Source organism: Streptomyces sp. AC550_RSS872 (genome assembly GCF_019049285.1).
In the GTDB taxonomy this organism is placed as follows: domain Bacteria; phylum Actinomycetota; class Actinomycetes; order Streptomycetales; family Streptomycetaceae; genus Streptomyces.
The window spans coordinates 171,057-183,834 of record NZ_JAGMUL010000120.1; the positions used below are offsets into that span (position 1 = coordinate 171,057).

Genomic DNA, 12,778 nt, shown 5'->3' on the forward strand with positions numbered 1-12,778 from the left:
CGCATCCGCTAGTCCGTGCGCGCCATCTCCTCCTTCAGCGCCGCCACGAACGCGTCCACGTCGTCCTCGGTCGTGTCGAACGCGCACATCCAGCGCACGACACCGGCCGCCTCGTCCCAGAAGTAGAACCGGAACCTCTTCTGGAGCCGTTCGCTCACGTCGTGCGGGAGCTTGGCGAAGACGCCGTTGGCCTGCACGGGGTAGAGGATCTCCACCCCGTGCACGGCGCGCACGCCCTCGGCGAGGCGCTGGGCCATCTCGTTGGCGTGGCGGGCGTTGCGCAGCCACAGGTCCTTGGCGAGCAGGGCCTCCAACTGCACCGACACGAAGCGCATCTTGGAGGCCAGCTGCATGGACAGCTTGCGCAGGTGCTTCATGTGGCTGACGGCGTCCTGGTTCAGGACGACGACCGCCTCGCCGAACAGAGCGCCGTTCTTGGTGCCGCCGAGGGAGAGGATGTCGACGCCGACCGCGTTGGTGAACGTCCGCATGGGCACGTTCAGGGAGGCGGCGGCGTTGGCTATGCGGGAGCCGTCCAGGTGCACCTTCATGCCGTGCGCGTGGGCGTGGTCGCAGATCGCGCGGATCTCGTCCGGCGTGTAGAGGGTGCCGAGCTCGGTGCTCTGGGTGATCGAGACGACCTGCGGCATCGCGCGGTGCTCGTCCTCCCAGCCGTACGCCTGCCGGTCGATCAGCTCGGGGGTGAGCTTGCCGTCGGGTGTGGGCACGGTGAGCAGTTTCAGGCCGCCCATGCGTTCCGGGGCGCCGCCCTCGTCGACGTGGATGTGTGCGCTCTCGGCGCAGATCACGGCGCCCCAGCGGTCGGTGACCGCCTGGAGCGCGACGACGTTGGCGCCGGTGCCGTTGAAGACCGGGAACGCCTCGGCGGTGGCGCCGAAGTGGCTGCGGACGATCCGCTGGAGGTTCTCGGTGTAGTCGTCCTCGCCGTATGCCACCTGGTGCCCGCCGTTGGCCAGGGCCAGGGCGGCGAGCACCTCCGGGTGGGCGCCGGCGTAGTTGTCACTGGCGAAGCCGCGGACGTCCGGGTCGTGATGGCGCCGGGCGTCGGTCTTCGGAGGGTTCACGGCTTCTCGGTCAGCCACAGACGGTTTCCGTTCACTTCGGCGGCGGGCTTGTCCCAGACGTCGACGATGGCCTCGGCCAGGTCCTTGACGTCCGTGAACCCCGCGAACTTCGCGTTGGGGCGGTCGGCGCGCATCGCGTCGTGCACCAGCGCCTTCACCACCAGGATGGCAGCCGCTGACGTCAGCTCCTCGCCGCCCCCGGCCTTGCGGAAGGCGTCGGCGAGCGCCAGCGTCCAGGCCTCGGCGGCGGCCTTGGCGGCGGCGTACGAGGCGTTGCCCGCGGTCGGCTTCGTGGCGCCGGCGGCGCTGATCAGCAGATACCGGCCGCGGTCGCTGCGCTGGAGGCCCTCGAAGAAGGCCAGCGAGGTGTGCTGCACGGTGCGGATGAGCAGCAGCTCCAGGAAGTCCCAGTCGTCGAGGCTGGTCTTGATGAAGGTCTCGCTGCCGCGCCAGCCGCCGACGAGGTGGACAAGGCCGTCGACGCGCCCGAACTCCTTCTCGATGTGGTCGGCCCAGTCCCGGGTGGACTGTAGGTCGAGCAGGTCGACGGGTTCGCCGGTGACGGTCGCGCCGCCCGACGCGTAGCGGGCCGCGTCCACGGCCTCCGCGAGCCGCTCCGGGTCGTTGTCGGCGGCGGCGACGGTCGCCCCTGCCTCGGCCAGCCGCAGCAGCGCCGCCCGGCCCGCGGGTCCACCCGCGCCGGCCACCGCGATCACCGCACCGCTGAGAGCTCCGTTCCCCGCCATCTTCTTCGCCTCCTGAGCAGCGTTCTGGGTCACGCGGACGACTGTGCCGCTCACGCGGCGATCCGCTCGGCGCTGTCCGCCGTGATGCCCTTGGTGGAGGCGATCACGTTCTTCAGCTTCTTGGACAGGGCCTCATAGAACATGCTCAGCGGAAACTCGTCCGGAAGCACGTCATCGACGAGCTTGCGCGGCGGCTGGGTCAGGTCCAAGGCGTCCGGTCCCTTGGCCCAGCGGGAACCGGGGTGCGGGGCGAGGTAGGTGGAGACGAGCTCGTAGCCCGCGAACCAGTGGACGAGCTTGGGGCGGTCGATGCCGTCTCGGTACAGGTTCTCGATCTCGGCGCACAGCTGGTTGGTGACCTGCGGGGCCCGGTCCCAGTCGATGTCGAGCTTGTTGTCGGTCCAGCGGATCACGCCGTGCTTGTGCAGGTAGGCGAAGAGGAGCTGGCCGCCGAGCCCGTCGTAGTTGCGCACCCGCTCGCCGGTGACCGGGAAGCGGAACATGCGGTCGAACAGCACCGCGTACTGCACGTCACGGGCCTGCGGGACGCCGTCCGCCTGGAGCTTCACGGCCTCCTTGAAAGCGGTGAGGTCGCAGCGCAGCTCTTCCAGGCCGTACATCCAGAACGGCTGGCGCTGCTTGATCATGAACGGGTCGAACGGCAGGTCGCCGTGGCTGTGGGTGCGGTCGTGGACCATGTCCCACAGCACGAAGGCCTCCTCGCAGCGCTTCTGGTCGTGGACCATCGCGGCGATGTCCTCGGGCAGCTCCAGGCCCAGGATGTCGACGGCGGCGTCGGTGACGCGGCGGAAGCGGGCGGCCTCGCGGTCGCAGAAGATGCCGCCCCAGCTGAAGCGCTCGGGCGCCTCGCGCACGGCGATCGTCTCGGGGAAGAGCACGGCGGAGTTGGTGTCGTAGCCGGCCGTGAAGTCCTCGAACTTGATGCCGCAGAACAGCGGGTTGTCGTAGCGGGTGCGCTCCAGCTCGGCCAGCCAGTCCGGCCAGACCATGCGCAGCACGACCGCTTCGAGGTTGCGGTCGGGGTTGCCGTTCTGCGTGTACATCGCGAAGACGACCAGGTGCTGGAGGCCGTCAGCGCGGCCCGCGGCGGGCTGGAAGGCCAGCAGGGAGTCGAGGAAGTCGGGCACCTCGAAGCCGCCCTCGGCCCAGCGGCACAGGTCCTTCACGAGCGCCTGGTGGTACACGGCGTCGTGCGGCAGCAGCGGGGAGAGCTCCTCGACCGCGTCCACGACACGCCGTACGGCTGCCTCGGCGTCCGCGCGCTCGGGCGCGCCCTCGGCGCCGAAGTCGATCGATCCGTCCTTGGACTGCCATGGCCGGATCTGCTCCACGGCATCCTTGAGCACCGGCCACGCCGGGTGCTCCACCACCCTGGTCGCCGGAGGAACCTGCTCCCCCGAAGCCGCCTGCACAAGAATTTCCGTCATGTCCCATCCTCCACGGGAGAACCTCGCGTAAGGAGACCGTATACATACGAGGTTTCTCCCAGCAAGAGGAGTCTCGGGAAATTATCCTGCACACCCCCATGGTCACCGCATTTTTTCCTGTCGGTCATCCAGATGGCGCATACTCCGGCCACACCTGGGCATACGGGGGGCCGGACAGGCGCCGCGGCCCGCCGCGCGGCCGGTCAATTCCCGCGGGGACTCGCCCACGCCAGGGTGACCGCCTGGAGGCACGCACTCCAGGTACGCCAGGCCCGCCGGCGCAAACCCTGTGTACACGTGGGGTTCATCACGCGCCCGGGCCACTAGGCTGCGGATCTGCCGCGCGAACACCCCGCTCCGGTTTGCGCGCGCGCCGAGCCGCCGTCGACGGAAGCGAGTTGAACCTTGAACTTCCTTACCATCGGTCATCGCGGAGTCATGGGTGTCGAACCCGAGAACACCCTCCGTTCCTTCGTCGCCGCCCAGCAGGCCGGCCTCGACGTCATCGAACTCGACCTCCACCTGAGCAAGGACGGCGCCCTCGTCGTCATGCACGACACCGACGTGGACCGCACAACCGACGGCTCCGGCGCCATCGCCGACAAGACCCTCGCCGAGCTGCGCGCCCTGGACGCGGGCCGCGGCGAGCGCGTGCCCGTCTTCGAGGAAGTTCTGGACGCCGTGAAGTCACCGCTCCAGGCCGAGATCAAGGACGTCGCGGCGGCACGGGCGCTCGCCGAGGTGATGACCGGGCGAGATCTGGTCTCCCGGGTCGAGGTGTCCTCGTTCCACGACGACGCCGTGGCCGAGATCGCCCGCCTGGTGCCCGGGGTACGGACCGCGCTGATCGCCAGCCGCTACGGCACCGACGTCGTGGACCGCGCCGTCGCGGTCGGCGCCACGACCGTCTGCCTCAACATCCGCCGCCTCACCCTGGAGGTCGTGGAGCACGCCCGCAAGGCGGACCTGAAGATCATCGGCTGGGTGGTCAACACGCAGGACCACCTGCGTCTCGTACGGGCCCTGGAACTGGACGGCGCGACGACCGACTACCCGGAGATCAAGCGCACCGGCCGCTTCACCGCGTGAGCGCTCCGCCGGGTGGAGCGGGGTCGCGCCGTCGGTCGCCCCTGGTGGGGACGCGGCCCGACCGCCATGACTACACCAGCTCCTTGACCAGCAGCTCGAACTGAAGGTCGTCGCGCTGCGGGATGCCGAAGCGTTCGTCGCCGTACGGGAACGGGGTCATCCGTCCCGTACGGCGGTAGCCGCGCCGCTCGTACCAGGCGATCAGATCGTCGCGTACGGAGATCACCGTCATGTGCATCTCGGTCGCGCCCCAGGTCGCGCGGGCCTGCCGCTCCGCCTCCGTGATGATCACCTTGCCGAGTCCGGCGCCCTGGAACGCGGGGCTGACCGCGAACATCCCGAAGTAGGCATGGGTGCCGCGGTGCTCGAGCTGGCAGCAGGCGACGACCGTCCCGTCCCGCTCGACGGTGAGCAGCCTGCTGTCGGGCGACTTGACGACCTCCAGCACGCCCTCCGGGTCGGTCCGCTGTCCTTCGAGGATGTCCGCCTCGGTGGTCCACCCGGATCGGCTGGAGTCACCGCGGTACGCGGACTCGATCAGCGCCACCAGCGTGTCCACGTCGGCTTCGGTGGCGTCGCGGAAGGTGAGGCCGCCGACGGCGGTGGTCGCGGCTGTGTCCATGGGGTGCTTCTCCACTTCTCGGGCACGACTCGGCACCGCAGAGCGTAACGCCCTAGGATCCGACCGCATGGTGCACGTACTGAGCGGACGGACTCTCCTGCGTCCCACCCACCCCGAGCGCTCCCGGGTCTTCTACGGCGAGCAGCTCGGCCTGGATGTCTACCGCGAGTTCGGAACGGGGCCGGAGCGCGGCACCGTCTACTTCCTCGGCGGTGGCTTCCTGGAGGTCTCCGGCCGTTCCGAGACGCCGCCGTCCCCGGCTGTCCAGCTGTGGATGCAGGTCGCGGACGTGGCGGCGGCCCACGACGAGCTGCGCGGCAAGGGCGTCGAGATCGTGCGGCCACCGGTGAAGGAACCGTGGGGCCTGATCGAGATGTGGATCGCGGACCCGGACGGGACGCGGATCGTACTGGTAGAGGTGCCGGCGGATCATCCGCTGCGCTACCGGCCGGGGATCTGAGTCACCGCGGGCGGTGCTCCCAGCGGCGGTCGGTGCGGGTCAGCTCCCGGAATCCGGCCGAGGTCAGATGGTCGATCAGCGTGCCGTCGTCGGCTGCCTCGTAGGCGAGGACGCGGTCCACCCCGCCCAGTCGCAGCCAGTCGGCGGCCTGGCCGAGCAGCCGGCGCTCCAGGCCCTCGCCGTACGCCGAAGGGTCGATGTGCAGGTTGCCGATGTCGGCGAGGCCCGCGCCGCGCGTGTGGCGTTCGGCGCGGGACAGCGAGGTGTCGACCTCGATGAAGCCGAGGACGCGGCCGTCGGCGTACGCCGTGAAGCGTGTGCCGCACTCCCCCAGCGTGCGGTCGACGGCGACGTCCGGTCGTGGCTCGTGGTGCGGCAGATCGGCGACCCGCGCGATCAGGATCACCTCCGTGCCCCCGGTGTGCCGGAAGCCCGCGCGCTCGTAGAGGGCGCGGATGTGCGGCCAGTTGCGGGGCAGGCCGTAGACGGCCGGGGCGGGGAGATCGCCGCTCGCATACCGGGCGCGTACGTTCCAGTGGGCCAGCTGTGCCAGGCAGGCGTTCATCAGCAGGTCGGCGGCCTCGTCGGAGTCCGGCCAGAAGGAGGCGGGCGGACGGCGGACGAACCAGTCGATCTCGCCGATGTCCCGGTAGTCCGCAGCGACCTCGTCGTCCGCCCGGTAGCGCAGCAGATGCGCGGCGGCCACGACGTGGTCGCGCTGTTCGGCGACGAGGGTCACGCGCTCGCTCACCCAGGGGTCGGTGATGAACTCGTCCGGCTGTCGCTCCAGAGCGCTGAGCACCGTGTTCACGGAGACGGAGACGCCGGGAACGACGGCGGCTACGTGCGCGTTGATCAGTTCGGTGAGCTGGTCGCGGTCGGCGCGGCGGAAGGGGCGCACCTGAAGCGCGGGCATGCGGGACCTCCGGTCGGAGAACGGTGTCGGGAGGCCGCCACGCGATGCGGTACGGGGTCGAGGGTACGTCGGGGGCGGCACCCGGCTCCAGTGGGTTTCGCCGGCCGGCTGGCCCGCGCCCCGCGCCGGGCTTAGCGTGCTGGAGGGGGTTTTCCCCCGGGAGGAACGCCATGAAGCTCGACAAACCGGTGACCGGCGGGCCCTGCTGGACGGAGCTGGGCACCAGCGATCTGGCCGCAGCGAAGCGGTTCTACGAGGGGCTGTTCGGCTGGCGTGCCGAGACCGATCCGCGGAGCGAGGCCGGCGGCTACTCGATCGCGCACCTCGGGGACGCGGCGGTGGCCGCGCTGACGCCGCTGTACCAGGAGGGGCAGCCGGTGGCGTGGAACGTGTCGTTCGCGGTGCCGGACGCGGATGCCGCCGCCGCTCAGGTGACCGACGCGGGCGGCACGGTGCTGGTCGGTCCGATGGACGTGTTCGACGTGGGCCGTTTCGCGGTGGCCGTGGACCCGACGGGGGCGGTCTTCCAGCTGTGGCAGGCGCGTTCGTTCCCGGGTGCGGGGCTGCTGAGCGCACCCGGCGCGCTGGGCTGGGTGGAGTTGCTGACCCGGAGCCCCGAACGGGCCGTGGAGTTCTACACGACGGTGTTCGGCTGGAGCGTCAACGCCTCGGAGCAGTACACGCAGTGGGGCATCGACGGCGCCGACTTCGGCGGCATGGTGACGATGGACGACAAGTTCCCGCACGAGGTGCCCGCGCACTGGCTGCCGTACTTCGCCGTCGAGGACGTGGACACCACGGCGGCGGGCGCGACGGCGGCGGACGGGACCGTCCTCATGGAGCCCACCTCTGTCCCCGACGGGCCGCGCATCGCCGTGCTGCGGGACCCGCAGGGGGCGGTGTTCGGGGTGTACCGCGCGGCCGACGAGAAGTGACGGACGCGAGAACCAGCCGGGTCGGGTCAGCCGCGCAGCGCGCCGAGCCGCCCCTCCAGCTCGCCGAGCAACTCGCCCAGCAGAGCGGCGAGTTCGCCCTGGCCCTGCGGGGCGAGGCCGGACAGTACCGTCGTCTCGTACGCGAGTTGCTCGGGCAGGATGCCGTCGACCAGGTCCCGGCCGGCGTCGGTGAGGCGGACGTGGGCGACGCGGCGGTCGCGGGTGTCGCCGCGGCGTTCCACCAGGCCGCGCTCGGTGAGCTGCTTGAGGCGTTTGGTGACGGCGGCGCCCGAGGAGAAGGTCTCGCGGGCGAGTTCACTGGGCGTCAGCTCATGGCCGGTGCGGCGCAGCGCGCCGAGCAGGTCGAACTCGGGGCGGCTGAGGCCCGCCCGGCGCAGCGGAGCGTCCTCGGCCTGCTGGAGCAGGGCGGCACAGCGGTTGATCCGGCCGATGATCTCCATCGGGGCGGTGTCCAGATCGGGGTGGACGCTGTGCCACTGCCGGACCACGGCGGCCACCGTGTCCTGTCTCGTCCCGGTCGGCCCGCCGTTCGTCGCCGTCATGGCCGTACGCCCTCCGTCGTCTCGCCTGTGCGTCGGTCCGGGCGCGGTCCCTGACTCCGACCCGTGGCCGCGAGCGTACGGGGTCCGGTCCGCTCGGTGCGCACGACCCGCTGCCGCCGCCGGTCGGGTACGGCCACGGCGGCGGCGAGCCCGACCAGCGCGCCGACGACGGTGTCCACGACCCGCTCGGTGATCAGCCGCCCGGGTTCCTGGAACCCGGCGAACTCGGTGATGAGCAGCGCCATGGGGGTCACGCAGACGCTGCCGAGCCAGTAGTTGCGGCCGATCAGCGCCTCGGCGCCGACCTACGGTGACCTGCCGTGCTCCGTCGAATGCTCCCCGTGTACACCCTTGCGCTCGCGTGCGCGCCCGACCACGGGGGCATCGACGGACTGTTCGGGACCGTCGAGCGAGGAGGCGTGCGTGCACGGACCGGCTTCGTACGGCTGGCTGCTGGTCGCGCTGTGTGCGGCGACCGGCGCCTACTGTCTGCTGCGGATGCGCAGCCAGGTCGAGGAGCAGCGCCGGGCCGCGGGCGGCGAGGCGTTGATGGGCTTCGGGATGGCCGCGATGGCGGTGCCCGCCGCGGTGTTCACACCGCCGGCGTGGGCCTGGCCCGTCTACGCGGCCGTGTTCGGTGCCGCCGCCCTGCACGCCCTGTGGTCGGCGCGCGAGGGCGCGCATCATCTGCATCACCTGGTGGGGGCCACGGCCATGGTCTACATGGCGGTCGCGATGGCCGTCTCGCCCGGCGGTCACAGCGGGCACGGCGATCCGGGCATTCCGCTCGTGACGGGCGCTCTGCTCCTGTACTTCACGGGCTATGTGCTGCTGTCCGGCGTCCGGCTGGTGCCCGTGGCGGGCGGGGGCGGGGGCGGCGGCTGGGGCGACCGTCCGGAGCTGGCGCGGGCCTGCCGGCTGTCGATGGGGATCGCGATGGTGGCGATGTTGCTGGCTCTCTGAAACCCCGGAAAGCCCGGCAGGCGTCGCGGACCCACCCCCGCATTGGCCTCTCGCCCCATCCGTCGGCGAGGATCGCAGTATGCACACCCAGTCCGTTGATTCCCCGCCCCGCCCGCCGGCCGAGCGCAGGACCGCCCGCTGGGCCGGCGCCCTGGCCGTGGGCTCCGTGCTGCTGCTCGCCCTGGTCGCGGTCCGGTGGTACCCGCTGATGACCTTCGACGGTGACGTCGCGCAGACCACGCACCGCTGGGCGCTCGAGGAAAGCGGCGTCACGCACGCGTTCCGCATCCTGACGGACTGGGTCTGGGATCCGTGGACGATGCGCATCCTGACGTTCGCGGTCGCGATCTGGCTCGTGTGGCGGAGACGAGCGCGCTGGACGGCCGTGTGGCTGGTGGCCACGTGTCTGCTCGCCACGCTGATCCAGCAGACCCTGAAGGCCGTGGTCGACCGCCCGCGCCCGGTCTGGTCCGACCCCGTCGACTCCGCCCACTACGCGGCCTTCCCCTCCGGCCACGCCATGACGGCCACGGTGGTCTGCGGCCTGCTGCTGTGGCTCCTGCACCACTACGGCGCCGGACGCGCCCTGTGGCGTACGGCCGTCGCCGTGGCCGCGGTCTCCGTGGCCGGTGTCGGACTGACCCGGGTGTGGCTGGGCGTCCACTGGGCCACGGACGTCGTCGGCGGCTGGCTGCTGGGCGCCCTGGTCGTGGTGCTGGCGGTGGAGGTGCACGCGCGGCAACGGCGCTGAGGGCGCGGCCGGTTCGGTGCGCGGCCCGCGCGATCTTCCCGCGCGGTGCGACGTGGCCCCGTAGGATCCGCACCATGACCGCCGTCCTGTTCGACTTCTCCGGAACCCTCTTCCGTGTCGAGTCCACCGAGTCCTGGTTGCGCGGAACGCTCGCCGAGGCCCAAGTGGAGTTCGACGAGACCGAGTTGGTCGAGGCGGCTCGGGCGCTGGAGGCCATGGGGGCACTGCCGGGCGGGGTCGACCCGTCCTGGCTGCCCGAGGACGTCGCGAGCGTCTGGGGAGTCCGGGACAAGAGCGCGGAGCTGCACCGGGCCGCCTACACCGGGCTCTCACGGCATGTACGGCTCCCCGACGACCGGTTGCACGACCTGCTCTACGACCGCCACATGGCACCGGCCGCGTGGAGGCCGTACCCCGACAGCGCCGAGGTGCTGCGGACGCTGCGCGAGCACGGCATCGGGGTGGGGGTGGTCAGCAACATCGGCTGGGATCCGCGCCCGGTGTTCCGGGAGCACGGCCTCGATCCATACGTGGACACCTATGTGCTGTCCTACGAGCACGGCATCCAGAAGCCCGACCCGCGGCTGTTCGCGGCCGCCTGCGCGGCGCTCGACGCCGATCCGCGCGATGTGGTCATGGTGGGCGACAACCGGCGGGCCGACGGCGGTGCGGCGGCGCTGGGCTGTGCGGTGCACTTCGTGGACCACCTGCCGGCCGAACAGCGGCCCGACGCGCTGCGGCCGGTACTGGATCTGGTGGGCGCCGCGACTCGGGCGAACGGCGCCGGTCCGCGGCAGGAGATGCCGGAGAACGAGTAGCCTCCGGCGACCATTGGAGGGGGTCGGGCCCGCCCTGGACGATCCCCCGCGTCGCCCAGGGCAGACAGCAACCCCGACCAGGCCGAATGGAGGCCGGGCCGGACGCGCTGAGTATAGTTGGCTGGCAGCCAGTCAACGCAGGAGTTACAGCATGTCCCCGCGCAGCGCCTCGGTCAATGAAGAGTTGCGGCGGCGTTCCCGGGAGCGGCTTCTCCAGGCGGCGGTGGAGCTGGTCGGCGAGCAGGGCTACGAGGCGACGACGCTGGGCGACATCGCGGACCGGGCGGGCTCGGCGCGCGGTCTGGTGTCGTACTACTTCCCGGGCAAACGCCAGCTCGTGCAGTCCGCCGTGCACCGGCTGATGCACCGCACGCTTCAGGAGGCGCTGGAGCGCGAGCCCCGCACCGAGGACGGCCGGGAGCGGATGGCCAGGGCCATCGACGCGATCCTGGGGCTCGCCCGGGACCGGCCCGTGCTGATGCGCCAGCACATGGCGGGGATCCTCCAGGCCGAGGGCTTCATGCAGTGCCCTGAGCAGCGGCGCCTGGCCGAGCTGTTGCGGGAGGTCTGCGCGGGGGTCGGCTCGCAGGACGTCGACACCGACTACCCGATGCTGCGCTCGCTCCTGATGGGCGCCGTCTACGCGGCTCTGGTGCCCGGGGTGGCGATGCCCGTGCCGGTGCTGCGGGCCGAGTTGTTCAAGCGCTACCGGCTCGACTGGGACATGGGAGTCCCGCCGGACTCGGTGGCCGTGCCCGGCGGGACGTGCGACACGGATCTGTCGCGGTTCTTCGCCACCGGGTCCTCACCCGGCTGTCCGGACGATCAGTCGAAGTAGTCCGGCTGTGTCTGGACGTTGAGCTCGCGCAGGTGGACCCAGCGGGCCGGGTCCGTGCGCCGGTCGTCGATCCTCAGGACGTCGAAGCCCCTGGCCATCTCGTTCGAGTAGATGTAGCCGTTGTAGTAGTACGCCGACCACGAGCCGCCCGAGCTGATCGTGTCCGTGGTCAGCGGGCCGCGGTCGAAGTAGGCGATCTCCTTCGGGTGGGCCGAGTCGGTGAAGTCCCAGACGGAGATGCCGCCCTGGTACCAGGCCTGGACCATGAGGTCCTTGCCCCTGACCGGGATCAGCGAGCCGTTGTGGGCGACACAGTTCTCGGTGTCCGCCTGGTGGCGGGGGATCTTGAAGTAGCTGCGGAAGACCAGCTTGCGCTTGTCGCCCTTGCCGACGATGTCGTAGATGCCGTCAGCACCGCGGTCCGGGCCGATCTCCGCGTTGCAGGTGGCCGCGCCACCGCCGCCCAGCTCGTCGGCGAAGACGACCTTGTCCGCCCTCTGGTTGAAGGTCGCCGAGTGCCAGAACGCGAAGTTCACGTTGTCCTGGACCCGGTCGATGACCTTCGGGCGCTCCGGGTCCTTGATGGAGAACAGGATGCCGTCCCCCATACAGGCACCGGCGGCCAGGTCCTTGTCCGCGAGGACCGTGATGTCGTGGCAGCCGGTGGTCTTGGAGACACCCGGGTTGGTGGGCGAGCCGGGGTTGCCTCCGCCGTCCGGGCCCTCGCCGGGGAACAGCACCGGGAAGCCCACGACCGCCGCCTTCTCGGGGGCCTTGCGCGGCACCTTGATGACGGAGATGCCGTCGTGCGGGGGCCGGCAGTCGGGGTAGGCGGCGCTCGGCGAGTACGAGGAGACGTAGACGTAGACGTTCCTGCGCTCGGGCACCAGCGTGTGGGTGTGCGAGCCGCAGGCGGTCTCGACGGCGGCGACGTAGCGGGGGTTGCGCTTGTCGCTGATGTCGAAGACCTTCATGCCCTCCCACGACGACTTCTCGGTCGCGGGCTGGGTGGTGCTGTTGCAGCTGCTGTCGCTGCGCGAGGAGTCGGTCGACAGGAACAGCAGGTCGCCGGAGACGGAGATGTCGTTCTGCGAGCCCGGGCACAGGACCTGGGCGATGGTCTTCGGTGCCGTCGGCTTGCTGGTGTCGAAGATGCGGAAACCGCTGAAGTTGCCCGCGAAGGCGTATCTGCCCTGGAAGGCGAGGTCCGAGTTCGTGCCCGGGAGCGCGTCCTTGGGGACGTTGGCCAGGTGCTGGATGTTGTCGGAGTGGACGATCTCGTCCTTGCCCGGTATCTCGCCGTCCTTGAGGGCCTTTCGCACCTCGGCCCGGGTGCTGTCGGAGACCTCCTTCTCCGCGACGGGGCCGTCCCCGGGGTCGGGGATCGCGGCTGCCGGCTGCGCGGTGAGCAGCGCGGCGAGGAGTCCGGCGGCGGCAGCACCAACTGCCAGACGTCTGTGCCGCGTTCGAGGGCTGCTGAACAGGATCACTGTTTTCCTCCCTTGTACCGTGCGCACTGGAAGGGTTCATGCACGCCCGAGTAT

14 protein-coding genes and 1 pseudogene are annotated in these 12,778 nt (G+C 70.9%); 7 read left to right on the forward strand and 8 right to left on the reverse strand.

Annotated features, from left to right (window positions below; genetic code table 11):
- Window positions 1-8 precede the first annotated feature (8 nt).
- Genes KUM44_RS33740 through KUM44_RS33750 form a run of 3 tightly spaced genes read right to left on the reverse strand, consistent with a single transcriptional unit; the run spans window position 9 to window position 3,279 of the window.
- Window positions 9-1,085 (reverse strand): low specificity L-threonine aldolase, encoded by a 1,077-nt coding sequence (locus KUM44_RS33740; RefSeq protein WP_217213563.1) that lies wholly within the window; start codon window positions 1,083-1,085, stop codon window positions 9-11.
- Window positions 1,082-1,831 (reverse strand): SDR family NAD(P)-dependent oxidoreductase, encoded by a 750-nt coding sequence (locus KUM44_RS33745; RefSeq protein ID WP_217213654.1) that lies wholly within the window; start codon window positions 1,829-1,831, stop codon window positions 1,082-1,084. Before KUM44_RS33745 ends, KUM44_RS33740 begins: the two co-directional genes overlap by 4 nt.
- Before the next feature lie 50 nt (window positions 1,832-1,881).
- Window positions 1,882-3,279 carry a DUF6421 family protein gene (locus tag KUM44_RS33750; RefSeq protein ID WP_217213564.1) on the reverse strand — a complete coding sequence of 466 codons (1,398 nt, stop codon included), beginning with the start codon at window positions 3,277-3,279 and terminating at the stop codon, window positions 1,882-1,884.
- A gap of 405 nt (window positions 3,280-3,684) precedes the next feature.
- Between KUM44_RS33750 and KUM44_RS33755 the strand changes: the two genes are divergently transcribed.
- Window positions 3,685-4,368 carry a glycerophosphodiester phosphodiesterase family protein gene (locus KUM44_RS33755; RefSeq protein WP_217213565.1) on the forward strand — a complete coding sequence of 228 codons (684 nt, stop codon included), beginning with the start codon at window positions 3,685-3,687 and terminating at the stop codon, window positions 4,366-4,368.
- A 70-nt stretch (window positions 4,369-4,438) separates the two neighbouring features.
- Here the strand turns inward: KUM44_RS33755 and KUM44_RS33760 are convergent, their stop codons facing one another.
- Window positions 4,439-4,990: a GNAT family N-acetyltransferase gene (locus KUM44_RS33760; RefSeq protein WP_217213566.1), complete on the reverse strand. Its 552-nt coding sequence runs from the start codon at window positions 4,988-4,990 to the stop codon at window positions 4,439-4,441.
- Window positions 4,991-5,057: 67 nt separating this feature from the next.
- Here KUM44_RS33760 and KUM44_RS33765 point away from each other — a divergent pair, with 67 nt between their 5' ends.
- Window positions 5,058-5,450 carry a VOC family protein gene (locus tag KUM44_RS33765; RefSeq protein ID WP_217213567.1) on the forward strand — a complete coding sequence of 131 codons (393 nt, stop codon included), beginning with the start codon at window positions 5,058-5,060 and terminating at the stop codon, window positions 5,448-5,450.
- 1 nt (window position 5,451) lies between these two features.
- Here the strand turns inward: KUM44_RS33765 and KUM44_RS33770 are convergent, their stop codons facing one another.
- Complete coding sequence (locus KUM44_RS33770; RefSeq protein ID WP_217213568.1) at window positions 5,452-6,366, reverse strand: GNAT family N-acetyltransferase; 915 nt, start codon at window positions 6,364-6,366, stop codon at window positions 5,452-5,454.
- A 170-nt stretch (window positions 6,367-6,536) separates the two neighbouring features.
- Between KUM44_RS33770 and KUM44_RS33775 the strand changes: the two genes are divergently transcribed.
- Window positions 6,537-7,301 (forward strand): VOC family protein, encoded by a 765-nt coding sequence (locus KUM44_RS33775; protein WP_217213569.1) that lies wholly within the window; start codon window positions 6,537-6,539, stop codon window positions 7,299-7,301.
- Window positions 7,302-7,327: 26 nt separating this feature from the next.
- Here the strand turns inward: KUM44_RS33775 and KUM44_RS33780 are convergent, their stop codons facing one another.
- Window positions 7,328-7,864, reverse strand: a complete 537-nt coding sequence (locus KUM44_RS33780) for a MarR family winged helix-turn-helix transcriptional regulator (RefSeq protein ID WP_217213570.1) — start codon at window positions 7,862-7,864, stop codon at window positions 7,328-7,330.
- Window positions 7,861-8,166: pseudogene (locus KUM44_RS33785) on the reverse strand (FUSC family protein); the annotation flags it as partial. The pseudogene KUM44_RS33785 and the gene KUM44_RS33780, both read right to left, overlap by 4 nt.
- Window positions 8,167-8,287: 121 nt before the next feature.
- Here KUM44_RS33785 and KUM44_RS33790 point away from each other — a divergent pair.
- From KUM44_RS33790 to KUM44_RS33805, 4 genes are all read left to right on the forward strand, one after another.
- Complete coding sequence (locus KUM44_RS33790) at window positions 8,288-8,827, forward strand: DUF5134 domain-containing protein (RefSeq protein WP_217213571.1); 540 nt, start codon at window positions 8,288-8,290, stop codon at window positions 8,825-8,827.
- 79 nt (window positions 8,828-8,906) lie between these two features.
- The gene (locus KUM44_RS33795) at window positions 8,907-9,578 is read left to right on the forward strand and encodes a phosphatase PAP2 family protein (RefSeq protein ID WP_217213572.1); all 672 of its coding nucleotides are present in this window, start codon (window positions 8,907-8,909) and stop codon (window positions 9,576-9,578) included.
- A gap of 74 nt (window positions 9,579-9,652) precedes the next feature.
- Window positions 9,653-10,396, forward strand: coding sequence for an HAD family hydrolase (locus tag KUM44_RS33800; RefSeq protein WP_217213573.1), 744 nt, complete (start codon window positions 9,653-9,655; stop codon window positions 10,394-10,396).
- 151 nt (window positions 10,397-10,547) lie between these two features.
- A complete protein-coding gene (locus tag KUM44_RS33805) occupies window positions 10,548-11,234 on the forward strand; it encodes a TetR/AcrR family transcriptional regulator (protein WP_217213574.1) in 687 nt (228 codons plus the stop codon).
- Here KUM44_RS33805 and KUM44_RS33810 read toward each other — a convergent pair.
- On the reverse strand, window positions 11,222-12,724 hold the full coding sequence (locus KUM44_RS33810) for an LVIVD repeat-containing protein (RefSeq protein ID WP_217213575.1): 1,503 nt from the start codon (window positions 12,722-12,724) through the stop codon (window positions 11,222-11,224). The two genes, KUM44_RS33805 and KUM44_RS33810, sit on opposite strands and share 13 nt — an antisense overlap.
- Window positions 12,725-12,778 lie beyond the last annotated feature (54 nt).